Source organism: Nodularia sp. UHCC 0506 (assembly GCF_034931045.1).
Taxonomy (GTDB): Bacteria; Cyanobacteriota; Cyanobacteriia; order Cyanobacteriales; family Nostocaceae; genus Nodularia.
Genome location: NZ_JAYGHH010000006.1, coordinates 44,203 through 61,577 on the forward strand (window position 1 = coordinate 44,203; position 17,375 = coordinate 61,577).

The 17,375-nt window shown below is 42.4% G+C and carries 12 protein-coding genes and 1 pseudogene; 8 read left to right on the forward strand and 5 right to left on the reverse strand.

Going from position 1 to position 17,375, the window contains the following annotated elements:
• Positions 1-172 precede the first annotated feature (172 nt).
• A complete protein-coding gene (gene gloB, locus VB654_RS06390) occupies positions 173-946 on the forward strand; it encodes a hydroxyacylglutathione hydrolase (protein ID WP_323212897.1) in 774 nt (257 codons plus the stop codon).
• A gap of 131 nt (positions 947-1,077) precedes the next feature.
• On the opposite strand, the pseudogene VB654_RS06395 reads toward gloB, so the two are convergent.
• A pseudogene (locus VB654_RS06395) lies at positions 1,078-1,146 on the reverse strand (TetR/AcrR family transcriptional regulator); the annotation flags it as partial.
• A 589-nt stretch (positions 1,147-1,735) separates the two neighbouring features.
• Here VB654_RS06395 and VB654_RS06400 point away from each other — a divergent pair.
• The 3 genes from VB654_RS06400 to VB654_RS06410 all read left to right on the forward strand — a co-directional run bounded on the left by VB654_RS06400 (position 1,736) and on the right by VB654_RS06410 (position 7,247).
• Positions 1,736-3,277, forward strand: coding sequence for an efflux RND transporter periplasmic adaptor subunit (locus VB654_RS06400; RefSeq protein WP_323212765.1), 1,542 nt, complete (start codon positions 1,736-1,738; stop codon positions 3,275-3,277).
• 348 nt (positions 3,278-3,625) lie between these two features.
• Positions 3,626-6,799: an efflux RND transporter permease subunit gene (locus VB654_RS06405; RefSeq protein WP_323212766.1), complete on the forward strand. Its 3,174-nt coding sequence runs from the start codon at positions 3,626-3,628 to the stop codon at positions 6,797-6,799.
• 172 nt (positions 6,800-6,971) lie between these two features.
• On the forward strand, positions 6,972-7,247 hold the full coding sequence (locus VB654_RS06410; protein WP_323212767.1) for a hypothetical protein: 276 nt from the start codon (positions 6,972-6,974) through the stop codon (positions 7,245-7,247).
• Positions 7,248-7,328: 81 nt separating this feature from the next.
• Here VB654_RS06410 and VB654_RS06415 read toward each other — a convergent pair whose 3' ends face one another.
• A complete protein-coding gene (locus VB654_RS06415; RefSeq protein ID WP_323212768.1) occupies positions 7,329-8,054 on the reverse strand; it encodes a class I SAM-dependent methyltransferase in 726 nt (241 codons plus the stop codon).
• A 28-nt stretch (positions 8,055-8,082) separates the two neighbouring features.
• The gene (locus VB654_RS06420; RefSeq protein WP_323212770.1) at positions 8,083-9,654 is read right to left on the reverse strand and encodes a metallophosphoesterase family protein; all 1,572 of its coding nucleotides are present in this window, start codon (positions 9,652-9,654) and stop codon (positions 8,083-8,085) included.
• 260 nt (positions 9,655-9,914) lie between these two features.
• On the opposite strand from VB654_RS06420, the gene VB654_RS06425 reads away from it, so the two are divergent.
• The 4 genes from VB654_RS06425 to VB654_RS06440 all read left to right on the forward strand — a co-directional run bounded on the left by VB654_RS06425 (position 9,915) and on the right by VB654_RS06440 (position 15,134).
• Positions 9,915-11,174 (forward strand): FAD-dependent hydroxylase, encoded by a 1,260-nt coding sequence (locus tag VB654_RS06425; RefSeq protein ID WP_323212771.1) that lies wholly within the window; start codon positions 9,915-9,917, stop codon positions 11,172-11,174.
• A 465-nt stretch (positions 11,175-11,639) separates the two neighbouring features.
• A complete protein-coding gene (locus VB654_RS06430; RefSeq protein WP_323212773.1) occupies positions 11,640-13,835 on the forward strand; it encodes a transglycosylase SLT domain-containing protein in 2,196 nt (731 codons plus the stop codon).
• A 181-nt stretch (positions 13,836-14,016) separates the two neighbouring features.
• Positions 14,017-14,802: a twin-arginine translocase subunit TatC gene (gene tatC, locus VB654_RS06435; protein WP_323212775.1), complete on the forward strand. Its 786-nt coding sequence runs from the start codon at positions 14,017-14,019 to the stop codon at positions 14,800-14,802.
• On the forward strand, positions 14,799-15,134 hold the full coding sequence (locus tag VB654_RS06440) for a tRNA-binding protein (protein ID WP_323212776.1): 336 nt from the start codon (positions 14,799-14,801) through the stop codon (positions 15,132-15,134). The genes tatC and VB654_RS06440 overlap by 4 nt, the downstream gene beginning before the upstream one ends.
• Positions 15,135-15,281: 147 nt before the next feature.
• On the opposite strand, the gene plsY is transcribed toward VB654_RS06440, so the two are convergent.
• Both plsY and VB654_RS06450 read right to left on the reverse strand, forming a co-directional pair.
• On the reverse strand, positions 15,282-15,962 hold the full coding sequence (gene plsY, locus VB654_RS06445) for a glycerol-3-phosphate 1-O-acyltransferase PlsY (RefSeq protein ID WP_323212777.1): 681 nt from the start codon (positions 15,960-15,962) through the stop codon (positions 15,282-15,284).
• 39 nt (positions 15,963-16,001) lie between these two features.
• Positions 16,002-17,279 (reverse strand): DUF3086 domain-containing protein, encoded by a 1,278-nt coding sequence (locus tag VB654_RS06450; protein ID WP_323212779.1) that lies wholly within the window; start codon positions 17,277-17,279, stop codon positions 16,002-16,004.
• Between the last annotated feature and the right edge of the window lie 96 nt (positions 17,280-17,375).

Here is a 17,375-nt window from a genome sequence, read left to right on the forward strand (position 1 = left end):
ATGAACTTCAGTATTACTTACGTGTAAATACTATTATATATCATCATACTTTATTTAAGTATGACAGCTACAATAAACAAAATATAGACAGTTTCGTGAATTTGTGCAAGTAGTTCAGTGACTTACTGGGGGTCTAGGATAGGTAAAATACATGATTAGGGAGAAAGAGGAAATGCAGGTAATTCGTCTGGAGGCACTCTCAGACAACTATATATTCTTACTGTATAATCAGCGACAAAATATTGCTGCTGTTGTCGATCCGGCAGAGGCTGAACCAGTATTGCAGAAACTGGCTGGACTCAAAGCCGAGTTGGTAGCTATTTTTAATACTCACCATCATAACGACCATGTGGGTGGAAACAAGGAGTTAATCAAACATTTCCCCAACTTGACAGTGTATGCTGGAGCCGAGGATCGAGGCAGAATTCCCGGACAAGAGGTATTTTTGCAAGCAGGCGATCGCGTCCAGTTTGGCGATCGCACTGCTGAAGTTTTCTTCATTCCTGGACACACCCGCGCTCATATTGCTTACTATTTCCCCCCTGTTACATCTCGTGAAGCCGGGGAGTTATTTTGTGGTGACACCCTGTTTGCTGGCGGTTGTGGGCGCTTGTTTGAAGGCACACCAACGCAGATGGTGGAATCATTGAGTAAAATACGCTCTCTCCCAGATAATACCCGCGTTTGGTGCGCCCATGAATACACTTTAAAGAATCTGCAATTTGCTCTGACTGTGGATAGTAATAATACTGAATTACAAAGACGCTTCGACGAAGTAAAGAATTGCCGTAGTCGCCAAGAAGCTACTATCCCCTCATTACTGGGTATGGAGAAGCTTACCAATCCCTTTTTACGTTGGGAACAAACATCATTACAGTTAGTGACCAAAAGTAGTGATCCAGTACAGACTTTTGCTCGTTTACGGGGAATGAAAGATAGATTTTAGTTAATTTGACGCTGACGCAACTTCACTAAAACTTTATTTCGCCGCTTGAAGTCTACAAATTCCTCTGGACTCAGTGCGGTTTTTTGCTATGCTGGACGCTACATTAAGTTTTTAGACCAATGATTGAGCTATCCCTGTTGATTAAACAGTTCGGCTGCTTGTTGGAGAATTTTTGCTTTTGTTTCTTCGCCTTTAGACATAAGAATTTAAGGCTAATATGACATATATTTAATAGTCAATCAAGACTTGAAATGGGGGATCTTGTGCTGATTATGTACCATTGATCATGGACCAAACTCTCTGAGCATATTGTAGGAGTTTTTGCTATATGCGATCGCGCCTCATCAATCATCACACTGATGTTTTGCCGTTTACATTAGATATTCTGAACACAGTTATTGCACTCCAAACGCCTTGATTCCTTTAAATAAATAGTGCTGATCACTATTGTCCCGGCTTTCAATATGGCGCATTTAAATAATAAAAACTTATATTTTCATCCTGAAATCGGATTGATAGCATTCTAACTGCACACCTTTTAGCGATCGCTATCAAATCCTACTAATTTCTACCAATTTTCTCACCTTATGTATATAATGCAAGCAAGTGCTTACATTTGACCAAAACAGATTGCTTAATTATTTATTTATGGCGAGAAATCAACCACAATTTTTACAAAATTAAAATGTACCCACAAACTTCCTTTAACAACCTTATACCTTAGATAAGGTTTGTCAACCAAGCTAAAATTACAACTGCCCAGTCGATTTATCAGATAAGAAAATAAAGATGCTCAACTCTGAACCCCCTGAGTCTCCAGTTGCTGCTGAAATGGAACAGCAAGAACAAACATTTAAACCCAGTCCAAAACGACGTTGGCCGCTAATTTTGGGCATTGTCTTGTTAATTGCTGGTAGTGGCGGCGTTGGTTGGCACTGGTGGCAAAATAGCTTTGGAGGTAATGCACCAACAGGCGATAGAGCTGCTGCTGGCCAACCAATGGGAGTTCCTGTGAAATTAGCCACTGTAGAAACTAAAACTATACAAGACACTTCAGTAATAAATGGTTTTTTAGACTCTCCTGGCTCAGTCGAAATCAAGCCGGAAATTGATGGGCGCATCAGTGAAATTTTATTTAAAGAAGGCGATCGCGTCCAGAAAGGGCAAGTTATAATTCGTCTGCAAAGTGCCGACACCCAAGCCCGCCTACGACAAGCAAAAGCAACATTAGACCGTACCCAAGCCCGACTAGCAGAACTCAAAGCAGGTACACGTTCCGAAGAAATTGCCCAAGGCAAAGCGAGATTAGCTCAAGCTGAAACTCGTCTCAAAAATGCCCAAGGGGGAGCGCGTCCCGAAGAAATTGCTCAGGCGGAAGCTCAAATTGAGGTCGCTAAATCTGATCTGGAATTAGCACAGTCAAGAGGTCAACGATATCAACAATTAAGAACAGAAGGAGCTGTTTCTCAAGACGTATTAGAAGGATTTCTCGGAGAACAAAGAAGTGCTGAAGCTAGATTACAAGAAGCTCAAAGACGGCTCGACCAACTCCGCAAAAGCAGAAGTTCAGATATTAATGAACTAGCTGCGGCTTTAGAACTAGAAAAACAAAACCTCAGACAACTAGAGAATGGTCCCCGCCCTGAAGAAATTGCCCAAGCCCGTTCCCAAGTTATGGAGGCCGCAGCCCAAGTCCAGGTAGCCGAAATCCAACAACAATACACCAATGTTGTCGCTCCTCTGACTGGTATTCTCGGTGATATCCCGGTGAAAGTAGGAGATTTTGTCAGCGAGGGAGACGAACTCACCACACTCAGTCAAAATAACACTTTGGAACTGAATTTATCTATCCCTTTCAATGAAGCCGAAAGGTTGCGTGTGGGATTACCTGTCAAGGTTCTAGATGCTGAAGGCAAACCTGCCGCCACAGGTCAAGTCAGTTTTATCTCGCCTAACATCAATGTTAATACGCAAAATATTTTAGCTAAAGCCACTTTTGCTAATACCAGAAACCAAATACTCAATCGCCTGAATGTCAAAGCCAGAGTTATTTGGGATGAGCGTCCAGGAATCTTAATTCCCACTGAAGCAATATCTCGTATGGGTGGACAAACTTTTGTATTTGTGGCTGAAGCACCAGCAGAATCCAAACCAGGAATGCCCAACCTCATAGCTCAACAAAAACCTGTTAAATTGGGTCAAATTGAAGGAAACGATTATCAAGTTCTCGAAGGATTAGAAATTGGAGAAAAAATTGTTATTTCGGGAATTCTTAATCTCACCAATGGTGTGCCTATTATCCCTGAAGGCATGGGTAAAGGGAAACCGTAATTCGTAATTCGTAATTCGTAATTCGTAATGCCTCTTTCAGAGGAGCTTCGCTAACGTAATTCGTAATGCCTCCTTTCCTGCGGAACGCTACGCGAACGGAGGAGTTTCGCTCTAAGCGCAGCTATGCCGTAGGCTTTACGTAATTCGTAATTCAATATTTTTTGGATTCAGAATTTGAAAATTTAGATATTACAGCACTTTGCCAGTCAATGAAGTACACATCTGAATTGAGATTGTACATCTTGTGGGCTGGTAATATTGCTTTTGTGTACGTCACTTAGATGAAATGCGCTGTCAATGAAATCCCAAATTGGTTGACTAATTGCTAACTACTAATTTCTGAAATCTATGTTTGTTGATTTTTTTATTAAACGGCCAGTTTTTGCCACAGTTACTGCATTGATTGTGCTGTTATTGGGTTTGATTTGTCTCCCTACATTGCCCATCGCTCGTTTCCCAGATATTGCTCCTACTCAAATCAACGTCTCTGCTAACTTTAGCGGAGCTAGTGCTGAGGATGTCGAAAGCGGTGTGACGAACATTTTAGAAAGGCAAATCAACGGTATTGAAGGTATCCGCTACATTACTTCTAGTAGTAGTAATGATGGTTCGACTGATATTACAGCTACCTTTGATGCATCCCGAAATCCCGATATTGCTGCTGTGGATGTACAAAACCGGGTTTCTCTTGCCCAACCGCAACTACCAGAAACAGTACAACGCACAGGGGTTAGGGTTTCAAAAGAGTCTAGTAATATACTATTAGCTATTGGTATATTTGCTGAAAATGATGAGTACGACAATATCTTTTTAAGCAACTATACCGACCTTTACTTAGGGGATGCCTTAAAAAGAGTCAAAGGTGTTGGCAATGTCGTAATCTTTGGCGAACGTCGTTATGCAATGCGGCTATGGTTAGATCCCAATCGTCTTTCTGGTCGGGGGCTAACGACTGCGGATGTAGCTAATGCTCTATCAGAACAAAACTTGCAGGTTGGTGCGGGGAGAATTGGTCAAGAACCTGCTCCTGAAGGACAAAGATATCAAATTGATGTCCGTGCTGCCAGTAGATTAGTAGAACCATCTGAATTTGCCGAAATTGTCCTCAAAACGAATGATGATGGCACATTAATTAAGTTAAAAGATGTTGGTAGAGCTGAACTGGGAGCAGAAAATTACGACTCATTTTTGCGATATCGCGCCAAAGATGCGGTAGGCTTGGGTATTTATCAGCTTCCTGGAAGTAATGCCTTAGATGTGGCGCGGGGAATTAAAGAAGAAATGGCGCGACTAGCTCCCAATTTTCCACCAGGATTGCGGTATGAAGTAGCTTTTGACACTACACGCTTTGTGGAAGAGTCGATGTTAGAGGTAGTTAAGACTCTAATTGCCGCAGTAATACTGGTTGTGATTGTAATTTTTGTCTTCTTACAAGACTGGCGCACTACTTTAATTCCTGCCCTGACTGTTCCTTTGTCTCTGATTGGGACATTTATTTTTGCTAGACTTTTTAATTTTTCTATTAATAGTTTGACTTTATTTGGTCTGACTTTAGCATCTGGGATGGTGGTAGACGACGCGATTGTGGTAGTTGAGCAAATTAGCCGTTTTATCAAAGATAAAGGTATGAGTCCTCGCCGAGCCGCCAGTGAGTCAATGGCGGAACTATTTGGTGCAGTGATTGCCACTTCCTTGGTGCTGATGGCGGTATTTATCCCCGTGGCGTTTTTTCCCGGAACAACAGGCGCACTTTATCGGCAATTTGCCCTGACCATCGCCTTCTCTGTTGTGATTTCTACGTTTTTGGCTTTGACTCTCACACCTTCTTTGTGTGCCTTGCTGCTACGTCCTGGACAAAAAGCTACAGGCTGGCTGGGTCGGGTTTTTGAGCGCGTTAATCAGGTACTCGATTCGGTACAAAGAAGGTATGAGCGATCGCTTAATTTTCTAGTCCGTTTCAAAAACATCATCATAGGACTATTCATCGTCTCCTTGGGAATGACGGCTTGGCTATATATCACAGTACCTACAGCCTTTATCCCAGAAGAAGACGAAGGCTATTTCATCACACTGCTCCAAGGACCGCAAGGAGTTTCCCTACAATATACTAGTGATGTCATTGCCCAGGTAGAAAAAGAACTTCTACAAATTCCTGAAGTCGTGGGAACCTTCGCCGTTGGCGGCTTTAGTTTTAGTGGTAGTACTGCCAATAACGGTATTATATTTACCACATTAAAACCTTGGGGAGAACGCTCACGACCAGACCAAACAGTACAGGCAATTATCGGTAAATTACGCGGAAAATTATTCGCCATCCCAGAAGCCAGAATCTTTCCCGTAAATCCACCACCGATTCAAGGCGTAGGTAACTTTGGCGGCTTCAATTTTCAACTCCAAGACCGTAGAGGGAGTAGTAGCTTAGACAGTTTAGTTCAATCAATGGGGCAAATACTGGGTCGCGCCAACCAAACACCAGGATTACAAGCTGTATTTAGTACTTTTGCCGCAGAAACACCACAATTACTCGTAGAAGTAGACCGCAACCGAGCCAAAGCATTGCAAGTTCCCATAGATGATATCTTTCGGACTCTACAAACTGCATTGGGTTCTCAATATGTCAACGATTTCAACCTCCAGCAACGTAATTATAGGGTGTATATCCAAGCAGACAAACAGTTTCGCTCTAACCCCAAAGATATTGGTCAACTATCTGTTCGTTCTCAAACCAATCAAATGATTCCTTTGAAAAACTTAATTACAACTACTCCTATGGTGGGGGCGCAAACAATTAATCACTATAATCTATTTCGCTCAATTGAAATCAATGGTTCTGCTGCTCCCGGTTCCAGTTCGGGAAACGCTATTCAAGCTATGGAAAAGTTAGCTGAGGAAATTTTACCACCTGGTTTTGGTTATGAGTGGTCAGGAACCGCATTAGAAGAAATAGAATCTGGCGGTTTAGCACCGATTATCTTTGGTTTAGGAATTGTCTTCGTCTTTTTAGTCCTAGCGGCTCAGTATGAAAACTACATAGACCCCTTAATTATCCTGTTAGCAGTGCCTTTAGCAATTTTTGGCGCACTCATAGCACAATCAATGCGAGGTTTTGCCAATGATGTTTACTGTCAAATCGGTCTAGTAATGTTGATTGGTTTAGCCAGTAAAAACGCCATTTTAATTGTAGAATTTGCTAACCAACTGCGAAATGAAGGGTTTTCCATTACTAAAGCGGCTGTTGAAGCTGCACAAGAGCGTTTACGCCCGATTTTGATGACCGCATTTTCTACACTTCTAGGTATTTTTCCCTTGACAATAGCCACAGGTGCAGGTGCGGGAAGTCGCCAGTCTTTGGGAACAACCGTATTTGGTGGGATGTTAATTGCTACCTTTTTAAGTTTGTTTGTAGTGCCAATTTTGTATATTGTAATTAAAACAACTACAGAAAGCTTATTCAAACCCAATCGCCATCAAATGCAACTAGATCGAGAAACAGCTACATATTCGTCAAAACATGACGAATAAAACCCCACTCCCCAAGGCGGAAGTTAAAAAGCTCTGGAGTGATTTAATCATTTGTGTGTAAATTTGAGTCGCAAGGGAGGAGGGAAGAGGTTTTTTTATAATCATCTAACTCTCTCTTCCTCTGTGCCTCTGCGTCTCTGCGTGATACATAAACACCCAAACCAAGAAACTAATGGAGATATTTCAAGTCATAGAGGACACCATCACCAAACCACCAATTCCCCACGAACCACACAAGCAATCATTAAAAGCTTGGGCTATGTATTGCTTACGAGACAAAGGTTTTAAAGTCGTTTATGCCCAAAATGCCGACTTTGCCATTGAACCAAAGGGACAGGAAAAGGTGTATTTTAAAGTTACTAATAATGCAGAAGATGTAGATAATTCTACTAATTGGATAGTTTGGGACAGTGCAACCAAAAACGTTAGCCTAATTCGACCTGAATAAAAGTTCGTAGTGTTCGCGTAGCGTCTCGTTCGCGTAGCGTCTCCGAGAGGAGATAGAGAGGACTTTAGTCCTCTCCATCCACTAGGCTTGCTTTTCAAATATCATTAAGTGCTGCTGGGGTAACAAATTTTTGGTTTCTCGCCAAACTAAACCCACGGATTGCATTTCTTTACGGACTTGCTTTTGAGTCATTTTATGCAAACGTTTAATCATAATCAAGGGATTTTCGCCCCGATATTCCACCAGCACGACTTTACCTCCTGGTTTCAGGGCTTTAACAATTTCTGTCATCACTTCTTGGGGATATTCTAACTCGTGGTAAGCATCCACCATCAAGGCTAAATCCACACTTGCAACTGGAAGGTTAGGGTTGGTGAGAGTTGCTAAAATTGGCTCAACGTTGCTAATATTTTTCTCTTGTTTAAAAAAGTCGATTATCTCTAGCATTTCTGGTTGAATATCTACAGCTAAAACTTTGCCTTTTGTTAATAAGGGTGCAATGCGAAAGCTGAGATATCCTGTGCCTGCGCCAATATCCGCCACTACATTATCGGGTTGTAAGTTCAGCGCACTGACTATTTTACTAGGTTGTTCTTCTACCTCACGTCTAGGTCTTTCTAACCAACCTGCGCCTGTGTGTCCCATGACTTTGGCTATTTCTCGCCCCATGTAGTACTTTCCGATACCGTCTGAACTGGGATAAGTGCGCTGTTCATAAATATGATCGGAGAGGGTAGTGGCTTTTGCTGTGGTGATGGGGGTAAATAAGAAGTTTAACAGGAGGAGGAGGATGGTAATCAGTTTCATTTTTTAAACGCAAAGGTACGCGGAGGTTTTAAATTACAAATGGTTGAATTTGAGGAGTGTGCCATTCTTTGCCTACGCGATCGGCTACTAGGGGTGTGACAATAAATTTGGGTGGAGTACCAGCTTGAACATCAATTTTTACGCAGGAGTAAGGTAGATGCTTGTGGGGGTTTTTGCCGTTGCGACCAACAAATAGTAAGGACTCGGCTACTTTGCGTGGGGGACGACCAGGAAGTTCTGTGAAAACTTCTATTAAGTCATTGCCTTCTCGACGTTGACGGCGGGGATAATGACCACTGCCACCGGAGATGATACAGTTAATATGAGAATCGGCGTATCCTGTGTTATCTGTGCGAATATGTTCTAAGCAGTGGGCGTGTCCGTTGAAGATTAAATCGACTATGGGACGGTCTTTGATTTGGAAACCCAAGGTTTCTGCTACCTGTTCAAATACCCAGCGTAGACGATGGCGAACTGCTAAGGTTTGGGCTTGATTCCATTTTGTGGCTTCTGTGACATAGGGTGGATGATGAAAGAAGATAATTCTTCCCCGCACTTCTGAAGTGTGCCAAGATTCTATGAGTCGGTTCTTTAACCAATTCAGTTGTTCAAAATCTATAATGTCTGTGGTGTTGGATGCTAGTTGTTTTTCAATGTCAATTTTAATTTCGTTGATTTGCTCTAATTTGGCATTGAGATAATCGAGTTGTTCCGCTTCGGTGGGTTTTTCGGGGTTGAGTTGATCGCAGGTTGCCAAAATCTGTTCTTCTTCTTGGTCTATGACTTGGCGACGCTGTTGTAATTCCCGACGGTTCATTTCCCCTTCGAGAGTGTTTGATAAGGGGGATGGTGTATTAAAGGTGTTGGAATCTAAGGCGAAAAAGTCAATACCGCCATAACGAAAGGTGTAGTAGCGGTTGGGTAAACGGGTGAATTTTCCAGGTTGATAACGCAAACAACGCCCCGTGTCAATTATACCAGTGTAATGTTGATCTAAATGATTTTGTAATTGTTTTGGGGAAGCGATCGCTCCTATATAGTCAAGAAATGCTCTGGCATAAGCATCACCTTTATTTGATCCATGCCAACCAATTTCCAGGTCTTTGTACCGCAGTAAACGACGTAACGGCCGAGTGCTTCCTGTCAATAAACGATACATCAATGGCACGTCATAGTAATCGTGATTACCGGGTACTGCTAAAAATGGCAGATTGAATAACATCCGGTCATAGGAAATATTTTCAGGTTTGTTTCCGCCGACGAGAAATTCCCGATAAGGTTGAATAAAGTTTTTATCATAATACTCATGGGAACCCACTGCATAAATTACATCGCCAGTGTGTAAGACAAAACGGCAATCATCTTTATGGGGAAGCATTAATTCGGCAACTTTGCGTTGGGGATGGTATCCGTAAAGAGATGTTGTCCCAGTGTCACCAATCACCATAAAGGAAAATTCCGGATTATCCTCTTTACCATCATCAATTACCATGCTGGTTTGGTCGATTCCCTGAGAGACTATCTGGGGATGAAGCCACCTTACTCTTTGCTTCATTTTGTGGATTTTCTCGGAAATGGATGGTTCGGTAATTAATTTCATCTGTAATTTTCCTGAAGTTTAAGTTTTTTTATGACAGCAATCTTTGATTTGGGGACTTTCAGGAAATAAACGAACCACAGAGGCACAGAGGACACAGAGTTATGAGTGTTTTAGAGGTTTTTGCGTTCGGTGGTTGAGTGTTTTTTTTGTTTGTCAGTCCCTTATTTACTTAATTTGCTCTCAATAGCGTGACCATCGCTTGCATGGTTTTGGCAGTTTGCGTAACAATAAGAGTTAGGATGCCTTAATTTATCTTAACAATGGCGCTCACACAGCTATATCAAAATTTTTCCCTTGCACAAACACCGCCAGATCATCGGGGATATGATTATGATTTGGTCATTGTTGGCGGTGGAATTATTGGTTTAACTTTGGCTTCGGCTTTGAAGGATTCTGGCTTAAGTGTTCTGCTAATTGAGGCTAGAGTCGCTTCAGCCGCAGTTGCGAAGGGACAAGCTTATGCAATTCATATGCTTTCAGCTCTCATTTATCAAGGAATTGGTATTTGGGAGGAAATATCGCCTCAAATCGCTAAATATTGCCAAGTTCGTCTTTCGGATGCTGATTACCCTGATGTGGTGGAATTTGCTACAGACGATATCGGTACGCCAGAGTTGGGTTATGTGGCGGAACACCAAGCACTGTTACAGCCTTTGCAAGAGTTTGTCCAAACCTGTCCAAATGTGACTTATCTCTGTCCGGCTGAGGTGGTAAAGACAGAATATCAGCAGGATATTGTGACTATAGATATTAAAATTGCTGATGATATTCAGACAGTCCACAGTAAATTAGTGGTGGCTGCTGATGGTTCAAAATCGCGCATTCGGGAAGCTGCGGGAATTAAAACTTCTGGATGGAAATATTGGCAGTCTTGCATTGTAGCATTTGTGAAGCCAGAAAAACCACACAATAATACTGCTTACGAACGATTTTGGACTAGCGGACCCTTTGCAATTTTACCTCTGCCGGGGAACCGTTGCCGTATCGTTTGGACAGCCCCCCACGCAGAAGCTAAGGCTTTGTGCGACTTAGATGACGAGGAATTTTTGGCAGAACTCAGCCGCCGCTATGGTAATCAAATGGGTAAGTTGGAATTATTAGGCGATCGCTTTATTTTTCCAGTGCAACTCATGCAAAGCGATCGCTACGTACTCCCCAGATTAGCCTTAATTGGTGACGCGGCACACAATTGTCATCCCGTCGGTGGACAAGGTTTAAATTTAGGGATTCGGGATGCAGCCGCTTTAGCGCAAGTGATACAAACAGCACATCAAGCAGGTGAAGATATTGGCAATGTCAAAATCCTCAAACGCTATGAACGCTGGCGCAAGGTAGAGAACCTGACAATATTAGGTTTCACCGATTTATTAGATCGAGTATTTTCCAATAACTTTTTACCAGTGGTATTAATTCGCCGCCTGGGTTTAGGGATGATGCGACGCATACCGATGTTAAAAGTGTTTGCGTTGAAATTGATGATTGGTTTAAAAGGACGCACCCCAGAATTAGCCAGAAGGTAAGAGGCGGGGGGCAGGGTGCAGGGGAGAATAAATTGGAATGATAGGAAAATCCTTCTTCCTTCTTCCTTCTTCCTTCTTCCTTCTTCCTTCTTCCTTTGTGTACTACACATCGCTGCGCGCGTGCGTCCTTTGTGGTTTGTTCCTCATGATATAGTAGACGCGATGAATCGCATCTCTACAAAATTAGAAAATCCTAAAAATTATATTCTTGCCAGCAAATTGGTAAAATATTTAATGCCCTCATACTGGGTGCAATGTATGTGACTTTCGGCTAAGATAGCTAAAAAATTCATATCATCTACCAAAGATAGATGTCACAGGGTCAAGGGTGTGCAGTAGAATTCATTACTGGCAACAGTTTTTATTCTCCAATAAATTAAAAATAAAAACGGAAAAAGTGATTACACCCATCGCCAGGAATGCTAGAGTTTCAAGAAATTTATCGGAACTTCTCAGCGAATATTCATGCTGAAGAAACTACAGAAAAAACACATTTCTCTCATTGCTTTTGCAGCACTGTTTGCCTTTTCAGCAGGCGCAATGGTATCAGCACCTGAAATCGGCAAATTTTTAGGGCAAGGATTCAACCTGGCTAGAAATCAGTTTGAGCAAATATCTCCAGCTAATCAAACTCAGTCAACCGTATTTCCACTAGTATCACAGTCTAGAACAGAACGAGCAGAAAAACTAGAAGCGATCGCTAATGGTTCCAATTCACCAGACAGGGAACGGGCCCGTTATTTATTAGCGAGTGATTTAATTGCGTCTAGGGATGCGGAAAAGGCTTTAAGTCTTCTCCAAGGATTACAAAAAAGCTATCCCAGTCTCGCCCCCTACATTTTACTGAAACAGGCACAGGCAGAAGATATTCTCGGTGAAAGCGGTAAAGCTTCTGATCTCAGACAAAGAGTACTCAGAGAGTATCCCGAAGCAGCAGGAACAGCCAAAGCTCTATATATGATCGCCCTACCAGAGCATCATGATACAGCGATCGCGCAGTTTCCTTCTCATCCCCTCACCTGGGAAATTATTCAGAAGCGGTTACAAGAAAATCCCAATCAGCCACAGTTACGGTTAATTTTGGCAAAGTACGCCTATAATCAAGCCGGAATCGTTGGCGTTTTAGATCGGTTAATAAAAGAGCCGAATCTCAAACCCGAAGAATGGGAAATTGTTGGCACAGCCTATTGGGAAAATAATCAATTTGCCAAAGCTGGTGACGCATATATTAAAGCACCCCCAACACCCCGTAATCTTTACCGCGCCGCCAGAGGCATACAGATAGGAGGTAAAGAACGGGAAAAGGCGATCGCCACTTATAATCAATTAGTACAGCAATTTCCTGAAGCCAACGAAACGGGACTAGCTTTGTTACGCTTGTCAGAATTGGCTAAAACTCGTCAAGGTGCTTTACCTTATCTTGACAGAATAATTGTGAAATTTCCTCAAGAAGCCAGTAGAGCAGTTGTAGAAAAAGCCAAAATTTACCAAGGACTCAACGACCAAAAATCGGCTCAACAGGCTTGGGAATTACTTTTAAGTAAATACGGCAGTTCTAATCAAGCCGCAGAGTATCGTTGGGAAAAAGCCAACCAGCAAGCCAAAGCCCAAAATTACGCAGGCGCTTGGCAATGGGCGCAACCAATTGCTACCGATAATCCTAATAGTATTTTGGCTCCTAGAGCCGGTTTTTGGGTAGGCAAATGGGCTACTACATTAGGAAATCAACAAGAAGCTAAAGCCGCTTATGAGTATGTACTGAGTCATTATCCTTACTCTTATTATGCTTGGCGCTCGGCAGTCTACCTGGGGCTGAATGTGGGCAACTTTGACAACCTGCGCCAATTACAACCAGAAATAGTTCCGAATCAACGTCCCGTACCTCCCGCCGGTTCAGACACCTTCAAAGAACTGTATTTGCTGGGCGAAGATAATGACGCTTGGTTGCAATGGGAAACAGAATTTTTGAATAAACTCCAGCCGACAGTAGCTGAACAATTTACTGAAGGGCTAATGCGGTTAGTTAGGGGACAAAATCTCTCAGCAATTAGTCTGATTTCTCGATTAGAAGACAGAGAAACACCAGAAGAACAAGCCGAGTATCAGGCTTTAAGCCAACAGAAAAAATACTGGAAAGCTCGTTATCCTTTTCTCTATCGCCAGGAAATTAAAAAATGGTCTGCTGAACGGCAGTTAAATCCTTTGCTAGTTACAGGCTTAATGCGTCAAGAGTCCATGTTTGAGCCAAAAATTAAGTCAGTAGTCGGTGCGACTGGTTTAATGCAGGTCATGCCCGCTACAGGTGAATGGATTGCGCCGCAAATAAATTTGGATAGCAAAAGCATTAATTTAGAAGACCCCGACGAAAATATTAATCTGGGGACATGGTATTTAGACTATACCCATCGACGGTATAACAATAACTCCATGTTAGCGATCGCTAGTTACAATGCCGGCCCCGGTAACGTCGCCAAATGGTTGCGAACTATTGGTAAAAATGATCCAGACGATTTTGTGGAAGACATTCCTTTTAATGAAACGAAAAATTACGTGCGGCAAGTATTTGGTAACTACTGGAATTATCTGCGACTTTACAATCCTGAGATGTCGGCTAAGGTAGCAAGATATTCAGAGGCACATCCAAAATTGCCCCAAAGGTAAAGCACAAGTCAAAATTGAAATACTTGCTGTGAATGGATTTTAGCCCTTTGCCATGTCCTCAGTACCTTGGCGATTGCTATATCTGAAAAAGTCTCTAAAATCTTCATGCGGCCAAAAATATAGTTTGGTCGCAGCTTCCCCGGATACAATAGTTAACAAACGTTGCCTATTGAGCTGACTAATGACACCCTCACAAGATGTAACTACTCCTGATCTCGACCAAGAGGAATACGGCAACTCAGAAATTGATCCTCTCAATGAGTTACCAGATGAAGTCGAAATGTCCCTTTTCGACCACCTAGAAGAGTTACGACAACGGATTTTTTATTCTCTGATTGCTGTCGCAATTGGTGTTATTGGCTGTTTCATCGCCGTTAAGCCGATTGTTAAGTTATTGGAAATTCCAGCTCAGGGAGTCAAATTTCTCCAACTTGCACCCGGAGAGTATTTCTTTGTCTCTATCAAAGTCGCAGGTTACAGTGGCTTGGTACTTTCTAGCCCCTTCATTCTGTACCAAATTATCCAGTTCCTGCTTCCAGGACTAACTCGCCGGGAACGCCGCTTACTAGGGCCAGTGGTTTTGGGTTCTAGCGTGCTGTTCGTCGCCGGTTTAGTATTTGCCTACTTGCTACTAATTCCCGCAGCCTTGAATTTTTTCATTAGCTACGGTGAAGATGTTGTAGATCAACTTTGGTCGATTGACAAATACTTTGAATTTGTGCTGCTACTGTTATTTAGTACTGGTTTAGCATTTCAAATTCCGATTATCCAATTATTGTTAGGTAATTTGGGAATAGTTTCTTCTAAAACGATGATTGCTGGCTGGCGGTTTGTGATTATGGGAGCAGTAGTTTTAGGTGCTGTCCTCACCCCTTCCACTGACCCCCTTACCCAAAGTCTGTTAGCAGGAGCAGTTTTAGGACTGTACTTTGGTGGTATTGGTCTAGTGAAACTCACAGGTAAATGACACAAATAAATTATGATGATTTTGAGAAAATAGAAATTCGTGTAGGCAGAATAATTGATGTTAAAAATTTTCCTCAAGCACGAAAACCAGCTTATAAACTGTGGATAGACCTTGGTGAATTGGGCGTTAAAAAATCTAGCGCCCAAATTACTAAACTTTATAATTCCGAAGATTTAAAAAACAAATTAATCTTAGCCGTTACCAACTTTCCACCCAGACAAATAGCCGATTTCATGTCAGAAGTTTTAGTTTTAGGGGTAGTAACTGAAAATGGCGAAGTTGTGTTAATTCAACCAGATAGAGAAGTACCATTAGGCAAAAGAATCTCATAAAATATAGAAACTCACCCCAGCACCTGTCCTGACTACAGCTATCGAATTGCCCCTAACCCCCAATTATGGGGGAACAAGAATTTTCAAAGTCCCCCAAACTAGGAGGATTTAGGGAGCAAAACAGGCTCAAAGGCATACAGGCAGGAATCAGCCATCAGCAGTTTTTTCCGTGGCTAACTTCTGCCCAATTTTCGGTTCCACACCAGCAAGTATCCGCTCAATATTAGTCCGATGGCGTAAAATCACATACAATCCCCCAGCAACACCAAACAGGATATAAGGTAGCGGTTGCTGTAGAAGCATCATCAAAATAGGAACAGCGATCGCACCTGCAATCGAACTCAATGATACAATCCTGAATATAGCGATAAACACAGCAAAAACACCAGCTGTAGCCAAACCCACCTGCCAATTCATCGCTAATAAAATTCCTAAACTGGTAGCCACAGACTTACCACCAGAAAATCCCAAAAAGATAGATTTACTGTGTCCCAAAATAGCGAATAAACCAGATAGAGTAATCATCCCAGGTTGCCAAATGGGAATATCTACCGTAGAGGGGATAAAACTTTGACCAGAAGCAACAGAGAATAACCAATAAATAAGTGCGATCGCTAAAACACCCTTCAAGCAATCAATCACTAAAACAAAAGCTCCCGGACCCTTCCCCAAAGTCCTTAATACATTAGTTGCACCCGTTGAACCCGAACCAACTTCGCGAATATCAATACCCTGTAACAGCTTCCCCGCAATATAGCCAGTGGGAAAAGAACCCAATAGATAAGCTACAACCAAAGCCACACCACATAAACTGAGCCAAATAGCCATAATTCAATCAGTTATCAGTTAACAGTTAACAGTGAGGAATTAAAAATCATCATTGTAATTCTTTACTGCTTTAGGGTCAGGTGCAAAAGCCAACCATAAAGGAAATTGCAGCATTGCTAAACTGATTTGCTCTTCCGAATCATCAATAATAATGAAGGGTAATTGATTAGCCTTTACTAATCGGTCTGCTTTTTGAGCCAAAGCTGCCGGTGTTTCAAACAAAGCCACGCCTCTATCTGGGCCAAAATCTGGACGGTCAATTCCTAAGCAGTCCTGCAAACCGCGCCGCCATTCACCTAAACGTTCTGGTGTATTAGCTAAAACCAAAGTGCGGATGCGATTCCCATATAAGCGGTGTAATATCGAAGCCACAGCCGAAGCAATGAGAATATTCTGCAAGCGGCTACCCATACTCCGTAAAGCACCCCGTCCTCCTTGGCTGAAGAACCAATCAGAAACTCGTTCAGCGTGGACAGGTTCAAAAGTCCGGCGCAGTTGCCAAGCCGGTCCATAATAATCAGGTTTGCTGCGATATTGGTCAATCAGGCGGCGAATTTTATTTGTAGTATCTTGAAACTGTTGTTGGGCAAATTGCGGTGTTCCCGGCTGTTCTTGGACGGGTTTCTCCTCTTGGGCTAAAGGTTTAGCTCGTTCTACTACTACAGGTGGAGTTAGTTGCAATTGCTCTGCTGACATAGCCAAATCCTGTAAACTACCAGTGAGATAGTCTTTAAAACCCTGCACCCGAATTGCTAAATCTTGGGATGTTCCCGCAAAAGTGGTTCGCATTTCATTCCGAATGCGTTCTTGACGGCGTTCTAGCTGTTCTACAGAAATTTGCAATGCTTGTTTGCGTTGTTCTAACTGCACCAACGACTCTTGTACCAGTCGTCCCAGTGAAGTTTGAGTTTCGCTTATTTGTTCCTGAAGCGTTTTGTAAGTCACTTGTAGGTTAGCTATTTCCGCCTTCAAAGCTGCTTCAGTACGTTGTAAATCCGCGACTCTTTCCTCAACTGCGGCGGATAGTGAATTATCTTCTGACTCCAGTACAGGCGTTTCTGCTGGTAACGGGACTCCTAATTCTACTGTTGATTCTTCTGTAGGCTCAGTTGCAGAATTTGCCACTGCTGGATGAGAGATGATTGGCTCAAGTTTTACGTTATTTGGTTGTATATCAAGTGATGAAGTTGGCGCTTCTACTTCCAGGACTGACTCTACAGATGAGTTTTCTGGCTTCTCCAGGTTTGGTTTTTCTGCTTCTATTTGTTCCAACCACTCATCCATCTGTTCTGGGGTTTGAGATTCCTCTGGGTTCATAAACAATAATGCAATTCCTATGATGCAAATAAATAACTGTCGCAAAATATAGTCTAAATTCAAAACCACTCAGTACGAGCTACGCTAACAGAATTT

Coding starts and splice junctions, on each gene's coding strand:
- gloB (WP_323212897.1), top strand. CDS start 173: ATGCAGGTAATTCGTCTGGAGGCACTCTCAGACAACTATATATTCTTA.
- VB654_RS06400 (WP_323212765.1), top strand. CDS start 1,736: ATGCTCAACTCTGAACCCCCTGAGTCTCCAGTTGCTGCTGAAATGGAA.
- VB654_RS06405 (WP_323212766.1), top strand. CDS start 3,626: ATGTTTGTTGATTTTTTTATTAAACGGCCAGTTTTTGCCACAGTTACT.
- VB654_RS06410 (WP_323212767.1), top strand. CDS start 6,972: ATGGAGATATTTCAAGTCATAGAGGACACCATCACCAAACCACCAATT.
- VB654_RS06415 (WP_323212768.1), bottom strand. CDS start 8,054: ATGAAACTGATTACCATCCTCCTCCTCCTGTTAAACTTCTTATTTACC.
- VB654_RS06420 (WP_323212770.1), bottom strand. CDS start 9,654: ATGAAATTAATTACCGAACCATCCATTTCCGAGAAAATCCACAAAATG.
- VB654_RS06425 (WP_323212771.1), top strand. CDS start 9,915: ATGGCGCTCACACAGCTATATCAAAATTTTTCCCTTGCACAAACACCG.
- VB654_RS06430 (WP_323212773.1), top strand. CDS start 11,640: ATGCTGAAGAAACTACAGAAAAAACACATTTCTCTCATTGCTTTTGCA.
- tatC (WP_323212775.1), top strand. CDS start 14,017: ATGACACCCTCACAAGATGTAACTACTCCTGATCTCGACCAAGAGGAA.
- VB654_RS06440 (WP_323212776.1), top strand. CDS start 14,799: ATGACACAAATAAATTATGATGATTTTGAGAAAATAGAAATTCGTGTA.
- plsY (WP_323212777.1), bottom strand. CDS start 15,962: ATGGCTATTTGGCTCAGTTTATGTGGTGTGGCTTTGGTTGTAGCTTAT.
- VB654_RS06450 (WP_323212779.1), bottom strand. CDS start 17,279: ATGAACCCAGAGGAATCTCAAACCCCAGAACAGATGGATGAGTGGTTG.